At 69.3% G+C, this 15,930-nt stretch carries 16 protein-coding genes; 13 read left to right on the forward strand and 3 right to left on the reverse strand.

The window, feature by feature from the left end:
* The first annotated feature begins 13 nt into the window (after window positions 1-13).
* From AB0K73_RS04395 to AB0K73_RS04430, 8 genes are all read left to right on the forward strand, one after another.
* Complete coding sequence (locus AB0K73_RS04395; protein ID WP_360510416.1) at window positions 14-1,408, forward strand: extracellular solute-binding protein; 1,395 nt, start codon at window positions 14-16, stop codon at window positions 1,406-1,408.
* The gene (locus AB0K73_RS04400; protein ID WP_360510415.1) at window positions 1,405-2,427 is read left to right on the forward strand and encodes a sugar ABC transporter permease; all 1,023 of its coding nucleotides are present in this window, start codon (window positions 1,405-1,407) and stop codon (window positions 2,425-2,427) included. Before AB0K73_RS04395 ends, AB0K73_RS04400 begins: the two co-directional genes overlap by 4 nt.
* Complete coding sequence (locus AB0K73_RS04405) at window positions 2,424-3,344, forward strand: carbohydrate ABC transporter permease (RefSeq protein WP_360510414.1); 921 nt, start codon at window positions 2,424-2,426, stop codon at window positions 3,342-3,344. Before AB0K73_RS04400 ends, AB0K73_RS04405 begins: the two co-directional genes overlap by 4 nt.
* A gap of 44 nt (window positions 3,345-3,388) precedes the next feature.
* Window positions 3,389-4,444, forward strand: a complete 1,056-nt coding sequence (locus AB0K73_RS04410; RefSeq protein WP_360510413.1) for a zinc-binding alcohol dehydrogenase — start codon at window positions 3,389-3,391, stop codon at window positions 4,442-4,444.
* Window positions 4,441-5,535 carry a Gfo/Idh/MocA family oxidoreductase gene (locus AB0K73_RS04415; RefSeq protein ID WP_360510412.1) on the forward strand — a complete coding sequence of 365 codons (1,095 nt, stop codon included), beginning with the start codon at window positions 4,441-4,443 and terminating at the stop codon, window positions 5,533-5,535. Before AB0K73_RS04410 ends, AB0K73_RS04415 begins: the two co-directional genes overlap by 4 nt.
* Window positions 5,532-6,845, forward strand: a complete 1,314-nt coding sequence (locus AB0K73_RS04420) for a glycoside hydrolase family 36 protein (protein ID WP_360510411.1) — start codon at window positions 5,532-5,534, stop codon at window positions 6,843-6,845. Before AB0K73_RS04415 ends, AB0K73_RS04420 begins: the two co-directional genes overlap by 4 nt.
* A complete protein-coding gene (locus AB0K73_RS04425) occupies window positions 6,842-8,542 on the forward strand; it encodes an alpha-amylase family glycosyl hydrolase (protein ID WP_360510410.1) in 1,701 nt (566 codons plus the stop codon). The genes AB0K73_RS04420 and AB0K73_RS04425 overlap by 4 nt, the downstream gene beginning before the upstream one ends.
* A gap of 201 nt (window positions 8,543-8,743) precedes the next feature.
* Window positions 8,744-9,280, forward strand: a complete 537-nt coding sequence (locus AB0K73_RS04430) for a YbhB/YbcL family Raf kinase inhibitor-like protein (protein ID WP_360510409.1) — start codon at window positions 8,744-8,746, stop codon at window positions 9,278-9,280.
* A gap of 55 nt (window positions 9,281-9,335) precedes the next feature.
* Here AB0K73_RS04430 and AB0K73_RS04435 read toward each other — a convergent pair whose 3' ends face one another.
* Both AB0K73_RS04435 and AB0K73_RS04440 read right to left on the reverse strand, forming a co-directional pair.
* The gene (locus tag AB0K73_RS04435; protein ID WP_360510408.1) at window positions 9,336-9,566 is read right to left on the reverse strand and encodes a PLD nuclease N-terminal domain-containing protein; all 231 of its coding nucleotides are present in this window, start codon (window positions 9,564-9,566) and stop codon (window positions 9,336-9,338) included.
* A 29-nt stretch (window positions 9,567-9,595) separates the two neighbouring features.
* Window positions 9,596-10,234, reverse strand: coding sequence for a LysE family translocator (locus tag AB0K73_RS04440; protein ID WP_360510407.1), 639 nt, complete (start codon window positions 10,232-10,234; stop codon window positions 9,596-9,598).
* A gap of 70 nt (window positions 10,235-10,304) precedes the next feature.
* Between AB0K73_RS04440 and AB0K73_RS04445 the strand changes: the two genes are divergently transcribed.
* Window positions 10,305-10,817 carry a MarR family transcriptional regulator gene (locus AB0K73_RS04445; RefSeq protein ID WP_360510406.1) on the forward strand — a complete coding sequence of 171 codons (513 nt, stop codon included), beginning with the start codon at window positions 10,305-10,307 and terminating at the stop codon, window positions 10,815-10,817.
* The gene (locus tag AB0K73_RS04450; RefSeq protein WP_360510405.1) at window positions 10,814-11,494 is read left to right on the forward strand and encodes a GNAT family N-acetyltransferase; all 681 of its coding nucleotides are present in this window, start codon (window positions 10,814-10,816) and stop codon (window positions 11,492-11,494) included. Before AB0K73_RS04445 ends, AB0K73_RS04450 begins: the two co-directional genes overlap by 4 nt.
* 15 nt (window positions 11,495-11,509) lie before the next feature.
* Here the strand turns inward: AB0K73_RS04450 and AB0K73_RS04455 are convergent, their stop codons facing one another.
* Window positions 11,510-11,887 carry a VOC family protein gene (locus tag AB0K73_RS04455; RefSeq protein WP_360510404.1) on the reverse strand — a complete coding sequence of 126 codons (378 nt, stop codon included), beginning with the start codon at window positions 11,885-11,887 and terminating at the stop codon, window positions 11,510-11,512.
* Between the two features lie 58 nt (window positions 11,888-11,945).
* On the opposite strand from AB0K73_RS04455, the gene AB0K73_RS04460 reads away from it, so the two are divergent.
* The 3 genes from AB0K73_RS04460 to AB0K73_RS04470 all read left to right on the forward strand — a co-directional run bounded on the left by AB0K73_RS04460 (window position 11,946) and on the right by AB0K73_RS04470 (window position 15,928).
* Window positions 11,946-13,085: an enoyl-CoA hydratase/isomerase family protein gene (locus AB0K73_RS04460; RefSeq protein WP_360510403.1), complete on the forward strand. Its 1,140-nt coding sequence runs from the start codon at window positions 11,946-11,948 to the stop codon at window positions 13,083-13,085.
* Between the two features lie 75 nt (window positions 13,086-13,160).
* Window positions 13,161-14,699 carry an MmgE/PrpD family protein gene (locus tag AB0K73_RS04465; protein WP_360510402.1) on the forward strand — a complete coding sequence of 513 codons (1,539 nt, stop codon included), beginning with the start codon at window positions 13,161-13,163 and terminating at the stop codon, window positions 14,697-14,699.
* 89 nt (window positions 14,700-14,788) lie between these two features.
* Window positions 14,789-15,928, forward strand: a complete 1,140-nt coding sequence (locus AB0K73_RS04470) for a bifunctional 2-methylcitrate synthase/citrate synthase (protein ID WP_360510401.1) — start codon at window positions 14,789-14,791, stop codon at window positions 15,926-15,928.
* The last annotated feature ends 2 nt before the right edge of the window (window positions 15,929-15,930 follow it).

Raw genomic sequence — 15,930 nt, forward strand, 5'->3', positions numbered from 1 at the left:
GGAGGCGCACACAATGAAGCTTCATGCCACAGCCATCGCGATACCGGCAGTGTTGAGTGCTGCGGCACTTGCACTGACCGGTTGCACGAGTTCCCCTGAGACCGACAACGGCGGCGGGGAGGGCATCACCTTCTGGGTGCAGGAGGACCTGCCTGACCGGGTCGCAGCCACGCAGGAGATCGTCGACGCGTTCACAGCGGAATCGGGCATCGAGGTCGAACTGGTGTCGGTCGCCGAAGACCAGTTCAGCCAGCTCATCACCGCAGCGGCGGCGGCCGGGGATCTGCCCGACGTCATCGGCGGCATCTCCCTTCCGCAGGTTCGCACCCTCTCGGCGAACGAACTCATCGACACGGCGGCCGTTGGTGCGGTGGTGGACTCGCTCGATCGCTCGACGTTCTCGGAGAAGGCGCTCGAGCTCACGGCCGAGGGCGACACCCAACTGGCAGTCCCGAGCGAGTCGTGGACCCAGATGCTCTACTACCGCACGGACCTGTTCGAGGCGGCCGGGCTCGAGGCGCCCGACTCGTACGACGCGATCCTCGAGGCGGCAGAGACCCTTGACACCGACGAGATGGCCGGGTTCGTCGGCGCGACGGCGCCTGGCGACGCGTTCACGGAGCAGACATTCGAGCACCTCGCCCTGGGCAACGACTGCCAGCTCGTGAACGATGACGGCGACGTCGAACTCGATTCCGACGCGTGCGTCGCGGCGTTCGAGTTCTACGGCGACCTCGTCACGAACTACTCGGTGCCGGGTGCGCAGGACGTCGACACGACACGCGCGACCTACTTCGCCGGTGACGCCGCCATGTTCATCTGGTCGAGCTTCGCCCTCGACGAGCTCGCAGGACTCCGCAACGATGCCATGCCCTCGTGCCCCGAGTGCGTGGCGGACCCAGGGTTCCTCGCCGCCAACACCGGCGTCGTCACGGCAATCGAGGGGCCAGACTCGAGTGGCCCGGCACAGTTCGGCGAGATCACGTCATGGACCGTGACCGACGGAGCAAACGTCGAGAGCTCGCAGGCATTCATCGAGTACATGATGAGCGACGGGTACGAGCCGTGGATCGCGATCGCGCCAGAGGGCAAGGTGCCCGTTCGCACCGGCACCGCCGAGGAACCGACGCTGTACTCGGACCTGTGGGCCACGCTGCCCGCGGGAGTCGACACCAAGGCGCCGCTCTCGGACTTCTATGCTGCCGAGGTGCTCGAGGTCGTGGCGGCGGGTCCCGAAGATCTTGCTCGTTGGGGCATCTCCCAGGGCCAGGGGAATCTGCTCGGGGCGCTCCAGGGCGAGCATCCGGTCGCAGATGCGGTCAGCGAGGTCGCCCAGGGAGAGGACCCGGCGACGGCCGTACAGAACGCAGCTGAGGCGGTGCGCTCGATAGCGGAGTCACTCGAGTGACGCAACCGACCGGGGGGCCGGGGATCGCGGGTCCGGGTCCCGCGGCCCCGGCTGGCAGCACGCCCTCCGGCGCGCGGGCTCCTGGCTCCTCCTTCCGCAGGAAGGAGGAGAACCGCACCGGTCTCGCCCTGATCTCGCCGACCGTCGTCATCGTCGTCGTCGCCGTCGTGTTGCCGATCATCTGGGCGATCGCGTTGGCGTTCCAGCGGGTTCGGCTCATCAATATCAGGGGTACCGGCTTCATCGGCGAGTACACGCTCGCCAATTTCGTGAATGTCCTCACCTCGCCCGGATTCCTCGGCGCGCTGTTCACGACGCTGATCTACTCCGTGGTCGGCACCGCGCTCGCGATCGGTATCGGACTGGTCGCCGCGCTCGCCCTCCGCAGGCCATTCCGCGGGCGTGGTCTCATTCGCGCCTCGCTGCTGCTGCCGTACGTCGCTCCGGTCGTCGCCGCCACCTTCGTCTGGTCGACGATGCTGAATCCCCAGTTCGGCGTCGTCAACTGGTTCGGCACGACGGTGCTGGGATGGGACGACCCGGTCGCCTTCCTGTCCGATCGTGCGCTGCCGGTGTCGATCTTCGGACGGGAGGTGGAACTGCCGATCGCGCTGATCACCGTCATCCTGTTCGAGGGCTGGCGATCCTTCCCGTTCGCCTTCCTCTTCCTCACGGCGCGGCTTGGAGCGGTGCCCGAGGTGCTCGATGAGGCAGCCCGGATCGATGGCGCGACCCCGACCCAGCGTTTCCGTCACATCCTGCTGCCGCAGCTCCTACCGACGATCGCCGTGCTGACGGTGCTGAGATTCATCTGGACCTTCAACAACTTCGACGACATCTACCTCCTGACCGGTGGCGGCGCCGGGACCGAAGTCGTGTCCGTTCGCGTCTTCGACTACCTGACCGCGCGAGGCGACATCGGAGCGGCGGCGGCCCAGGCGCTGCTCCTGGCGGTGATCCTCGCCGTGCTCGTCGGTGTGTACCTCAAGCTGTTCGGCAGGGAGGAGGAGCAGGCATGAGCACGTCGACACTCGAAACACCACCGACGAAATCGTCCAGGACGGGCGGGTTCAACCGCGACCGCTTCGAGAACGCGCTGCTGAAGGTCGTTCGGCCGCTGGTCATCGTGGTCTTGCTACTGGCCGCGGTGTTCCCCTTCTACTACATGGTGCTGCTCAGCTTCCGATCACTCGATTCCCTGCTGCAGAACCCCGGATCGTTGTGGATCTCCGTCGACGAGTTCGACCCGTCGACGTATCTCGACGTGCTCGCCCCCATCTCGGACGGCGGGCAGGGGTTCGCCACGTTCATGCGGAATTCGCTGCTCGTCGCCCTCGGCACGGTCGCGCTCTCGCTGCTGGTCGCCATTCCCGGGGCCTACGCCGTGAGCCGGCTCGCGTTCTTCGGACGGCGGCAGGTCTCAGGACTCTTCCTCGCGGTGTACTTCTTTCCCAGCATCCTGCTGGCCGTTCCGCTCTTCGTGTTCTTCACGCAGGTCGGGCTGCGGGGATCGCTCGTCGGGCTCCTCATCGTCTACGTCTCGCAAGTCGTGGCCGTGTCGATCTACACGCTGCGCAACTACTTCTCGACGGTGCCGGTGTCCTTGGAGGAGGCCGCGGCGATCGACGGCTGCAGCCGGCTGCAGATCATGCGAAGGATCAGCCTGCCCCTTGCCATGCCGGCCATCATCTCGAACGGCCTGTTCATCTTCATGATCGCGTGGAACGAGTTCCTCTTCGCGCTGCTGTTCCTCGTCGAGCGACGGGACTCGTGGACCGTCTCGCTCGGGCTGTCGCAGCTCTCCGGCAGCATCGAGGTGCCCACCACCGTGCTGATGGCCGGCTCGGTCATCCTCACCCTGCCGATCATCCTGCTGTTCTTCGCCTCCGAGCGATTGCTGATCGGCGGTCTGACTGCCGGTGCCGAAAAGGGCTGACGAGAGCCCTTCGATCTTCCGTAGCGAAAGGAGGGCGCGCTATCGTGCCCCAGATCGTCCAATTCACCGGCCCGCGACGGGTCGAACTCGTCGAGACGGATGCCGCACCGCTCACGCCCGGCGACGTCCGGGTCGCCACCTGGTTCTCCGGGATCTCGGCCGGCACCGAGCTCACGGCATACCGCGGTACGAATCCGTACCTCACCTCGACCTGGGATGCCGAGCGCCGCCTCTTCGTTGCGGGTGAGCCGAGCTTCGGCTATCCCGTGCAGGGCTGGGGCTACTCGGAGGTCGGCCAAGTCGTCGAGGTGGCGGACGACGTCACCACGCTGAAACCCGGCGACATCGTGCACGGTATCTGGGGCCACCGCAGCGACGCGGTCCTCCCCGCATCGGCTCTGGCCTGGCGTGTCCTTCCCGAGGGTCTCGATCCAGTGCTCGGCACGTTCGCACGGGTGGGATCGATCGCCCTCAACGCTGTGCTCGCAGCCGAGGTGCGGTTGGGCGAGCAGGTCGCGATCTTCGGCCAGGGGGTCATCGGTTTGCTCGCCACACGTCTCGCGAAGCTGTCTGGTGCACGCGTGCTCGCGGTCGATGCCCAACCAGCGCGGCTCCGCGCCGCGACCGAGTTCGGCGCCGACGAGGTCATCGACGCGACACTCCCTGGAGCGGGAGAGCGAATCCGCGAGTTGACGGGCGGCGGCGCCGACACCGCGATCGAACTCTCGGGTGTCGACAGCGCTCTGCACGAAGCGGTTCGGTCCGTCGTCGTCGAAGGGCTCGTCGCCGCATGCGGCTTCTACCAGGGCGGCGCTGCGAACCTCCGTCTCGGCGAGGAGTTCCACCACAACCGCGTGCGCATCGTCGCAAGCCAGATCGGCGGCGTTCCCGTCGAGCTCGGGCGTCGCTGGGACCAGGCTCGACTCATTCGCACGGTCCTGGCGCAGATCGACTCCGGCGCGGTGGACGCCGGTGCACTCGTCACCGACGTCGTCGACGCATCAGATGTCGCGATCGTGTTCGAACGCCTCGACCGCGGCGACCCTGAACTGCTGCAGGCGGTGCTCCGCTTCGATGCTGCACCGGAGCCGACTCCGTGAGCGGCATCCCCGACTACCGACCACGATTCCCGGCTGAGCGGCCGGGAGTCGGATTGGTCGGCGCCGGCGCCATCGCGCGCACCGCACACCTGCCGGCGTATGCCGCCTGGCGTGTGCCTGTTGTTGCGATCGCCTCTCGCACCACTGCCACCGCGCGCGACCTCGCCGCGGAATTCGACATCGAGACCGTGCACGACTCGGTCGCCGAGCTCCTTGCCGACCCGCGCGTCGGCGTCGTCGACATCGCGACGAGTCCAGCGAGTCGCCTGGACCTCATCGAGGAGGCCGTTGCCGCCGGAAGGCACGTGCTCGCGCAGAAGCCCCTCGTCGTCGACCCCGCCGAGCTGACACGCCTCCGCGCGGTGCTCGCCGAGGCGCGCGACCGCGGCATCCGCATCGCGGTGAATCAGAACGGGCGCTGGGCGCCCGCGTGGCGCCTCGCCACCCTGCTCGTTCGCGAGGGAGCGGTCGGCGAGATCGTCGGCGTGACGCACCTGCACGACAAGCCGTTGCCACCGCTCGCCGACACGCCGTTCGACGACATTCCCCACATGCTGCTCACCGACTATCTCGTTCACTGGATCGACATCACGCGCTGCTGGCTCGAGGGCGCGCGCGTCGAATCCGTCATCGCACACGACTCCCGGGTTCCGGGCCAACCGCGTGATGCGCGGAATCCGTGGCAGGCCACGCTCCATGTCGGCCTCGACACAGGGGCGAGCGCGTCCATCCGGATCGTCGGCAACGCCTTCGCCCGCGCGGGCGGTTGCCCGTTCTGGATCCATGGAACCGAGGGCACGCTCCGTGGCAGCGTGCTCCTCGGCTCCGACTCGCTCGTGCTCGAGCGCGGCGAGACGAGCACTCGGTACGCCCTCGATGGGCAGTGGTTCACGGACGGCTTCGCCGGGGCGATGGGCGAGCTGCTGACGTCCATCTCCGAAGACCGTGAGCCCGAGAACTCCGCGGAGCACGTGCTCGCCACCGTCCGGCTCGGCATGGCGGCTGCCGCGTCCGCCGAGCATGGCGTGCCCGTCCATCCGGACGATCTCGTGTTCACCCGGCCAGGCGAACAGGCGGTCATCCCGGAATGAGCATCATCGATGAAGTCCCGGTCGGGCCCCGCGCTCGCGTCTACGCGGAAGGCTGGCAGAGCTGGAGCCCGACCAGTTGGTACGGCATGGGTGAACCTGCGGACCGTCCCGACGAGGGCTGGCAGCACCTCATGCGCTTCCGGCCGGGTACAGAGATCGCCGAGAAGGGCGTGCAGGGCGAAGGGCTCGTCGTGGTCGATCCCGGCGATGGATCGCCGGCGCGCGCGTACGGCGCCACGGATGCGTCGACGACGGTCCCCTCGATCCAGGCGACCTGGCGCAGCGACCGCGTGATCGTGAGCGCGTCGTCGAAGGTCGAACGTGTGACGGCGGATGCCTCGGGGCAGGCGGTCGGCGCGGAGCGAGGCTCCGCCGGACAGTCCGCGCTCGACGCATTCGGTGAGCGCTTCGGTACGGCTGCGAGCGCCCGCACCACCGCCCCTGTTCCGAGGGTCTGGTGCACGTGGTACCGCTACTTCGAAGAGGTCACCGCAGCCGACGTGCTCGAGAACGTGGCAGCGTTCGAGCGGCACGACCTGCCGGTCGACGTCGTGCAGGTCGATGACGGATGGAGCCTCGGCACCGGAGCGTGGACCGAGCCGGATCCACGTTTCGGATCGTTGCCCGACACCGTCACCGCGATCCTCGACAGTGGACGGCGTGCCGGCATCTGGCTGGCCCCATTCGTGGTCGGGTCGCGATCGGACCTCGCTCAGCGGCGCCCGGACTGGCTGACGGGGCCCGCCGGACACAACTGGGGCGACGACTTGATCGGGTTGGACCTCACGCACCCGGGGGTGAGGGACTACCTTGCCGAGGTCTTCACGGGGCTGCGCGAACTCGGCATCGATTACGTGAAGCTCGACTTCCTCTACGCCGGAGCGGTGCCGGGAGCCAGGCATGCCGTCGAGGTCGGCCCGATCGCCGCGTACCGTTCCGGCCTCAGCCTGGTCCGCGAGGTCATGGGCGATGACGCGTACCTCTTGGGCTGCGGCGCTCCGATCCTGCCGAGCGTTGGCCTGGTCGACGCGATGCGCGTCTCTCCCGACACGTTCCACGAGGGCGGCGAAGACGGGTCCCAGGGACTTCGAGGCCGGATGTCACTCGAGGCGCGTTCATGGCAGCACGGCAGGCTCTGGACCAACGACCCGGACTGCCTCATCGCACGACCCGGATTCGCACTGCGGGATGAGTGGGCGGAGGTCGTGCTCGCTGCGCCCGGGGTGCGTGGCTTCTCGGATCGGATCGCGGAACTCGACGAGCGCGGATTCGACTACGTGCGACGACTCCTGGGTCTGGAGGGCGCATGACCGATTTCGATGCGATGGTGCTCCGAGCGCGACTGGTGCCGCTCGTAGAACAGCTCTACCCCGACCGGGCCGATGACGTGCTCGGCCGCCTCGTGAGCCTGGCCACTGAATGGGCCCCCGCGCTGCACTCGCTGGAGCATGAGCGTCCCGACGAGGGCACGGCATACCTCATCACCTATGGCGATGCGTTCCGCAGGGCAGGTGAGGCTCCACTGCATACGCTGGCATCGGTGCTACGTGAGCATGTCCGCGATGCCGTCACCGATGTGCACCTGTTGCCCATCTACCCCTGGACCTCCGACGACGGCTTCGGCGTGACCGACCATCGGCGGGTGAACCCGGAGCTCGGTACGTGGGGGGACGTTGCCGAGCTGCGAGCCGATCACGCCCTCGCGCTCGATTTCGTAGCCAACCATCTCTCCAGCTCGAGCGAGTGGTTCCAATCGTGGCTCGCTCGCGATCCTCGTTACGAGGGGTACTTCCTGGAGCCGGACGCCGGCTTCGACACCTCGAAGGTCGTCCGGCCCCGCACGACGCCGCTCGTCCACGAATACCGACGTCCCGACGGCACCATCGCGAGGGCGTGGACGACGTTCGGCTCCGACCAGGTCGACGTCGACCCGAGCACGCCGGCCGTGCTCCTCGACCTCACGGACATCCTCCTCGGGTACCTCGCGCACGGCGCGACGACCGTGCGACTCGATGCCATCGGCTTCCTGTGGAAGCAGTCGGGCACCAGCTGCATCCACCTCCCGCAGACGCACACGATCATCCGAATCTGGCGTGTGCTCGTCGATGCGCTCGCACCGGGCACGCTTCTCCTCACGGAGACCAACGTGCCCCACGCCGACAACATCACGTACTTCGGGAACGGATCGGACGAGGCCAACCTCGTGTACCAGTTCGCGCTGCCACCGCTGGTGCTCCACGCATTCGTCACGGGGAGGGTGACCGCGCTCGCTTCCTGGGCTCGGGGGATCGGCCCGGTGGGACCTCGGGCAACGTGGTTCAACTTCCTTGCGAGCCACGACGGTATCGGCATCCGACCGACCGAGGGCCTGCTGAGCGCCGCCGACCGCGCACTCCTCGTCGAGCGCACGCTGGCCCGTGGTGGGCGTGTCACCATGGCGAAAGGACCCGACGGATCCGATGGCGTGTACGAGCTCAACACGAACTACCTCGACGCACTTGTCGACCCGGACGATCCCGACCCCGATGCCTCCGCCGTCACGCGCGGCCTCGCGGCACACGCAATCCTGCTGTCGATGGTCGGCGTGCCGGCGATCTACTATCACGCCTTCTTCGGGTCAGGCCAGGATCGAGCCGGCATGGAGACAAGCGACATCCCTCGCCGCATCAACCGGGAGGTCCTCGACGCCGATCGGCTCATCTCGGACCTGGCGTCGTCATCGCGCCGGCGTGGCATGCTCGAGGGGCTTCGCCACCTGCTCACGACGCGCCGAACCCTGCCCGCGTTCTCGCCGTTCGCCGATCAGTCGGTCGACCGGCTCGACGAGCGCGTGCTCGTCATCCGGCGTGCCGCTGGAACCGCCGACGAGGTGGTCGCTGCCGTCAACGTCAGTTCCGACGTCGTGCACCTCCCGGCACTCAGCGGGACGGACGTGATCACGGGGACACGACACGATGACGGACTTCGTCTCGAGCCGTACGGCTACGCCTGGTTGGTGGCACGTTGACCTGGGCGCCTGCGCGGATGGCATCCTCGTCGGGTTCCAGGCCGCCGCGTCCGTGCCCGCAGCTGAGGCCGAGCCGGGTGTCTGCCGGCCCGGCATACCGAATCGCAGCCGACCCGAGACATGCCGCGCGTGGGCCGCGCCGCGCGGGGCGCGGTCCGTAGGCTGGCGGAGACCGGACGCGCGACCCTTCGAGGAGGACGCATGCTCGACTACGACCCCTACGTCGCCCTGCAGCGACTCCGACCAGTCGGCACGTTCACGGTGGCGAGCGAGGACTTCGAGCCGAACGGCCCGCTCGCCCGGGCGCAGTGGGCCGCGCACGCCGGCGGCGCCGACCGGTCACCCCAGCTGTCGTGGACGGGGTACCCGCCGGGCACCCGGAGCTTCGCCGTGACCTGCCTCGACCCCGATGCGCCGACCGCGTCGGGATGGTGGCACTGGTCGGTGGCGAACCTCCCCGCGACGGTCACGAGCCTCGATGCGGATGCCGGCGCCGCCGGCGGCGCGAAGCTGCCCTCTGGCGCGCTCATGCTGAGGAATGAGGACGGCGAGGCCTCCTTCTCCGGTGCGGCACCGCCGCGCAGCACCGGCGTGCACCGCTACATGTTCGTCGTGCATGCCCTCGACGTGCCGAGCTTCGATCTCGAGCCGGATGCCTCGCCAGCGAGCCTTGGCACCCGTTGCTTCTTCCACGCCCTCGCGCGCGGCATCCTCGTGAGCACCGCGAACCGCGACTGAAACGCGACGCGCCGTCGGAACGGGCCCGCGTCCGGGACCGCGGTCAGGCCCGCGGTCAGCCGAGACGGGCGCCGCGGCGCCGGCCGAGCACGAAGTAGGCGATCGGTCCGACGAAGTTCACCGCGATGATCGCGGCCCAGACGAGCTTCGGGCCCCTCACGAGTTCTGACGGCCGTCTCGCGAGGTCGGTCCATGCGGCCGCCGCGAGGGCGATCTGCACGGATGCCGCGACCAGCAGCCCCGTCTGCTCCTGCGAGGTGAGGTCGCTCCAGTTCCGGTTCTCCATGCGAACCGCTCCCTTCCGGTCGATCCCGATCAGTGCTTGTTCCCCGACAGCGCGAGCACGCCGCCGAGGCCGATCATCATGACGCCACCGGTGGCGGCGAGGTGCGCCGCCCGCCTGGGCGAACGTGCGAACCAATCGCGCGCCGCGCTCGCTCCGATCGCCCACACGGAGTCGCACAGGAGCGCGAGGACGATGAACACGACGCCGAGCTCGAACAGCTGCAGCGGGATGGCGCCGGCGGTGAAGTCCACGAACTGCGGCAGCACCGCGACGAAGAATGCGATGGTCTTGGGGTTCGTGACCCCGACGACGAAGCCCTCGCCGAGCTGGCGCCAGTGCGAGCGCGGCAGCACCTCGCCGTTCACGGCGGCCGCGGCATCCGCTCGGTGGCGGATCGCCTGGATGCCGAGGTACACGAGGTACAGCGCCCCCGCGATCTTGATGACGGTGAAGAGGAGCACCGACTGTGCGACCAGCGCGCCCACGCCGAGGGCGACGGCTGCCACGAGCGGCACCATGCCGAGGGCGTTGCCGAGCACGCTGAGCAGGCCGCCGAGGCGTCCGAGCGCCAGTGAGCGGCCGATCACGAAGAGCACGCTCGGGCCGGGGATCACGATGAGCACGACCGACGCGAGCACGAATGCCCAGAGGTTGTCGAGGGGGACCACGCCAGCATGCTACTCCGAGCACCTTGTGATCTCATCAATGGTTATATACCGTGTTATGAAAAGGAGGAGCATGGTCGACGACATCGTCGGGCAATTGGGTCACCTCACGCTCGGCACGCGGTTCAAGCGGCTCGGTGAGCGGATGCATGCCGACACGACCAGATTCATCGAAGCTAGCGGCATGGCGATTCAGGCCAGCTGGTTTCCGCTGCTCGCCGCCCTCGAACGCGCCGGAGGCCTGACCGTGGGCGAGCTGGCCCAGTCGGTCGGAGTGAGCCAACCGGGCGTCACGCGCAGCGTCGGCAGGCTGGCGGAGCTGGGGCTCATCGAGGTCGTCGCCCACGGATCGTCGGATCGGCGTCGGCGGTCCGTGCAGCTGACGGCCGCGGGCGAGCGGCTCGTGGCTCAGGCGCGCAGCGACGTCTGGCCTCACGTCGAAGCGGCGGTCGTCGACGCCTGCGACGGTCTCGCGGGCTCGCTCCTCGATCAGCTCGCCGAGCTCGAGGCGAGGCTCGACCGCGAGCCCCTCGACCGTCGGGCCGTCCGTCTTCGGGAGGCAACGGCGGGAGGGAAGACGCGATGACGGGGCATCCGCTCGATCGCCCGGTGTGGAACGCCCTCGCGAACCGGCAGCGCGAGTTCGCGGTCGGCGACGATCGAGCGCGGCGCTTCGACCCGGGCATCGGCCCACTCGCCGCGGTCGCGGCGGACGACACCGAGCACCTCGACCGCCTCGGCGAGCTCGTGGCCGAGAGCGGACGCGTGCTGCTGCTGCAGCGCGGCGAGATCCCCGTGCCGCCGGGCACGACCGTGCGACTGGCCGGTCCCGGAGTGCAGCTCGTGCTCGACCGGCTCGCCGCGGTGCCGACGACCGCCGAGCTCGTGCCGCTCGGGCCGTCCGACGCCGCCGAGATGGTCGCGCTCGCGAAACGAACGGAGCCCGGGCCCTTCGAGGCGCGCACGCCCGAACTCGGCGGATTCCTCGGCATCCGGGTCGACGGTCGCCTCGTGGCCATGGCGGGTGAGCGCATGAAGCCCGAGGGCCACGCAGAGGTCAGCGGGGTGTGCACCGACGCAGGCCACCGCGGGCGAGGGTACGCCGCCATGCTCTCGGCGGCCGTGGCCGATCGCATCCTGGCCCGTGGCGAGACGCCCTTCCTGCACGCCTACAGGGGCAACCGGAGCGCGATCGCGCTCTACGAGCGACTCGGCTTCGTGCTCCGCACCCCGATCGGGATCCTCGTCCTCGATCCGGCGTGAGGTCGGCGACCGCGCCTACTCCTCATCGGGCGGCGGTGCGATCGCGGCACCGAGGCGGATACGCGTGCCGAAGGGATCGGTCAGCAGCGACGTGCGTTCACCCCACGGCTGGTCGAGCGGCTCCTCCTCGACCGTCGCGCCGGCGTCGGCGAGCGCCGCCGTGACCCGGTCGACGTCGTCGACGTAGAACCAGAGGAGCACGTTGCCGGGCGGCAGCGGCGACTCGGTCAGCCCGATGCCGACCGACGAGGTGCCGACCGCGAGCGACACGTAGTCGGGATCGCCCTCGGGGGGGAACCGGTACGACACGGCGCCCCCCAGTGCATCCCGGTAGAACGCCAGCGCTGCCGGCATGTCATCGACCTCGAGGATCGGAAACGCGGATTCGATCATGACCCCTCCTCGAACGGGAGGCTACGCCGTCGGCTGGGATGCCGCTACGGTGGCACACGTGGCACACGTCAGCGACCAGATCTCCGCGACCGTCGCCGACGGCGTCGGCCACCTCACGCTGGATCGCCCGAACGCGCTCAACGCGTTGAGCTACGAGATGATCCGTGAGCTCACCGCGGTGCTCGAAGTCTGGCGCGACCACTCCGAGGTGGGCCTCGTCGTGCTCGACGGTGCCGGTGAACGCGGCTTCTCGGCGGGCGGCGATGTGCGGGAGCTCTACGGGTACGCCGTGAACGACGACGCGGCCGAGGCGCGGGAGTTCTTCCGCTCGGAGTACCGGCTCGACGCCATGATCGCGCGCTACCCGAAGCCGGTCGTCGCCATCATGGACGGCATCACCATGGGCGGCGGCGTGGGCCTTGCCGGCCACGCCGCGATCCGCGTGGTCACCGAGCGTTCGCGCGTCGCGATGCCCGAGACCCGCATCGGGTTCACGCCCGACGTCGGCGGCTCGTGGCTCCTCGCGAAGGCGCCTGGCGAGCTCGGCGTGCACCTCGCGCTCAACTCCCGCACCATGGACGCCGCCGACGCCCTGCACGCGGGCTTCGCCGATGCGTTCGTGCCCTCCGAGCGCCTGCCGCACCTCATCGACGCGCTCGCCGAACGAGCCGACCCCGGCAGCCCCGCCGAGATCGTGACGCTCTTCGACGAGACGCCCGGCCCGTCGGCGCTCGCCCTCGCACGCGACTGGGTCGACGCCTGCTACTCCGCGCCCACGGTCGCCGAGATCATCGAGCGCCTGCACGCGTTCGCCGAGGGGCGGGCGACGGTGCCGACAGAAGGCGGCTCGTCCAGTCCGTTCCCGACGCATCCGCTGGACCCGGCCGCCCGGGCCTACGCGGCGGCCGCGGCGGACGAGCTCGCCACGCTCTCACCGACCGCGCTCACCGTCACGCTCGAGTCGGTGCGCCGCGCCCGCACCCTGCCGACACTCGAGGACGCGCTGGAGCAGGAGTTCCGGCTCGTCGCATGGTTCATCGAGCAGCACGACCTGATCGAGGGCATCCGCGCGCAGGTCATCGACAAGGACCGTTCTCCGAAGTGGAACCCGCCCACGCTCGAAAGCGTCGACCACGGGCTCGCCGCACGCGTGCTCGACACGCAGGTGCACGATCCGGTCTGGCCCGACCGCCCCTGAGCACGGTCGGACCGCGTTCCGCAACCCCGCCGCGCCCCCCGAGGCATCCGCACCGCGGTTCGATAGCGTGGGCTCGTGAAGATCCACCACCTGCGCACCCACCGGAGTGACGAGAACCTCTCCCGAGAGGGTCAACTCGCCTGGCAGCTCGCGGCCACGGCGATCGATCCCGTCGAGGTCGACGACGAGGTCGTCGACATGGTCGTGAACCGCGTCATCGACAACGCGGCGGTCGCGGCGGCCGCGCTGGCGCGCAAACCGGTGGTGGCCGCGCGCAGCCAGGCGCTCTCGCACCCGGTCTCGATCGGGGGCGACGGCTCGACCGTGTTCGGGGCGGATGCCGCCCGCCACACGTCGCCCGAGTGGGCCGCATGGGCCAACGGGGTCGCCGTGCGCGAGCTCGACTTCCACGACACGTTCCTGGCCGCCGAGTACTCGCACCCGGGCGACAACATCCCGCCCATCGTGGCGGTCGCCCAGCACCTGGCGGACCGGCGTGGATTGACGGGCCGTGACATCGTGCGCGGCATCGCGACGGGGTATGAGATCCAGATCGACCTGGTGAAGGCGATCTCGCTGCACGAGCACAAGATCGACCACGTGGCGCACCTCGGGCCGTCGGCCGCGGCCGGCATCGGCACGCTGCTCGGACTCGATCAGGAGACGATCTTCCAGGCCATCGGCCAGGCGCTGCACACCACCACGGCGACGCGGCAGTCGCGCAAGGGCGAGATCTCGTCCTGGAAGGCGCACGCGCCCGCGTTCGCGGGCAAGATGGCCGTCGAGGCGGTCGACCGGGCCATGCGCGGCGAGACGAGCCCGACGCCGATCTACGAGGGCGAGGACGGCGTCATCGCGTGGCTCCTCGGCGGACCCGAGGCCAACTACGACGTGCCGCTGCCCGAGGAGGGCGAGGCGAAACGCGCGATCCTCGACTCGTACACGAAGGAGCACTCGGCGGAGTACCAGGCGCAGGCGTGGATCGACCTGGCCCGCAAGCTCCACGAGGAGTACCCGCTGATCCTCGATGACCCCGGCCGAATCGAGTCGATCACGCTGCACACGTCGCATCACACGCACTACGTGATCGGCTCGGGGGCGAACGACCCGCAGAAGTTCGATCCGGATGCCTCGCGCGAGACGCTCGACCATTCGATCGCGTACATCTTCACGGTCGCCCTGCAGGACGGCGCCTGGGATCACGAGACGTCGTACTCGCCCGAGCGCGCGCATCGCGACGACACGGTCGCGCTGTGGCGCAAGGTCTCGACCGTCGAGGACCCCGAGTGGACCCGCCGCTACCACTCGCTCGACGTGAACGAGAAGGCGTTCGGCGGCCGAGTGGTCATCAAGCTCGCCGACGGCGGCGAGATCGTCGACGAGATCGCCGTGGCCGACGCGCACCCGCTGGGCGCTCGTCCGTTCGGCCGCGAACAGTACGTGCAGAAGTTCCGCACCCTCGCCGCCGAGATGCTCGAGGCCGCCGAGATCGAGCGGTTCCTCGACGTCGCGCAGCGCCTCCCCGAGCTGGGTCCCGACGAGATCGGCGGACTCACCTTCACGGCGGCTCCCGGTGCGCTCGTGGGGGTGGAGATCCCCACCGGACTCTTCTGACCCGAGCCGGGATCTCACTGCCGACGCCGGGTGCCCCTAGGCTGGGAGAGCGGTCGCGCTGCGGCGGCCGCTCCGTCACGAGGAGCACGATGAGCGATCAGCAGCAGGCGGCACCCCCGGTCATCTTCAAGGGCCTGGCCGGCGTTCCCGTCGATTACACGGCCATCTCGAAGGTGAGCCCCGAGACGAACTCCCTGCTGTACCGCGGGTACCCGGTGCAGGAGCTCGCGGCATCCGTCACCTTCGAAGAGGTCGCGTACCTGCTCTGGAACGGCGAGCTCCCCGACGACACGGAGCTCGCCGAGTTCGAGGAGCGCGAGCGCTCGCACCGCGGGCTCGACCACGAGGTCAAGCGCATCATCGACGAGCTGCCGCTCAGCGCCCACCCGATGGACGTCGTGCGCACCGCCGTGAGCGTCATCGGCGCGAGCGACCCGGCCACGTCGGACGACTCGCGCGAGGCCAACCTCGACAAGGCGATCCGCCTGTTCGCGAAGCTCCCGTCGATCGTCTGCTACGACCAGCGCCGGCGCCGCGACCTCGAATTCGTCGAGCCGCGCGACGACCTCGGCTACTCGGCCAACTTCCTGTGGCAGGCATTCGGCGAGGCGCCCGAACTCGCCGTCGTGAACGCGTTCGACGTGTCGATGATCCTCTACGCCGAGCACTCGTTCAACGCGTCCACGTTCGCGGCGCGGGTGATCACCAGCACGCTCTCCGACCTCTACTCGGCCGTCACGGGCGCCATCGGCGCGCTCAAGGGCGCGCTGCACGGCGGCGCCAACGAGGCCGTCATGCACGCCTTCGCCGAGATCGGCACCGCGGATGCCGCGGCGGCGTGGCTCGACGCCCAGCTCGCCGAGAAGCGAAAGGTCATGGGCTTCGGCCACCGCGTGTACAAGAACGGGGACTCCCGCGTCCCCACGATGCGCGACGCGCTCGAGCGGATGGTCGAGCACTACGATCGCCCCGACCTCATGCGCCTGTACATCGCCCTCGAGGAGGCCATGGCCGAGCGCAAGGGCATCAAGCCGAACCTCGACTACCCGGCGGGCCCGGCCTACCATCTCATGGGCTTCGACACCGAGACGTTCACGCCCCTGTTCGTCGCCAGCCGGGTCACCGGCTGGACGGCGCACATCATGGAGCAGAATGCGTCGAACGCGCTGATCCGCCCGCTCTCCGTCTACAACGGTCACGACGAACGGCACGTGCCCGTGCGGGGGTGATG

The organism is Agromyces sp. NPDC052230 (genome assembly GCF_040679595.1).
Classification (GTDB): Bacteria; Actinomycetota; Actinomycetes; order Actinomycetales; family Microbacteriaceae; genus Agromyces.

Coding starts and splice junctions, on each gene's coding strand:
- AB0K73_RS04395 (WP_360510416.1), top strand. CDS start 14: ATGAAGCTTCATGCCACAGCCATCGCGATACCGGCAGTGTTGAGTGCT.
- AB0K73_RS04405 (WP_360510414.1), top strand. CDS start 2,424: ATGAGCACGTCGACACTCGAAACACCACCGACGAAATCGTCCAGGACG.
- AB0K73_RS04420 (WP_360510411.1), top strand. CDS start 5,532: ATGAGCATCATCGATGAAGTCCCGGTCGGGCCCCGCGCTCGCGTCTAC.
- AB0K73_RS04425 (WP_360510410.1), top strand. CDS start 6,842: ATGACCGATTTCGATGCGATGGTGCTCCGAGCGCGACTGGTGCCGCTC.
- AB0K73_RS04430 (WP_360510409.1), top strand. CDS start 8,744: ATGCTCGACTACGACCCCTACGTCGCCCTGCAGCGACTCCGACCAGTC.
- AB0K73_RS04435 (WP_360510408.1), bottom strand. CDS start 9,566: ATGGAGAACCGGAACTGGAGCGACCTCACCTCGCAGGAGCAGACGGGG.
- AB0K73_RS04445 (WP_360510406.1), top strand. CDS start 10,305: ATGGTCGACGACATCGTCGGGCAATTGGGTCACCTCACGCTCGGCACG.
- AB0K73_RS04450 (WP_360510405.1), top strand. CDS start 10,814: ATGACGGGGCATCCGCTCGATCGCCCGGTGTGGAACGCCCTCGCGAAC.
- AB0K73_RS04455 (WP_360510404.1), bottom strand. CDS start 11,887: ATGATCGAATCCGCGTTTCCGATCCTCGAGGTCGATGACATGCCGGCA.
- AB0K73_RS04470 (WP_360510401.1), top strand. CDS start 14,789: ATGAGCGATCAGCAGCAGGCGGCACCCCCGGTCATCTTCAAGGGCCTG.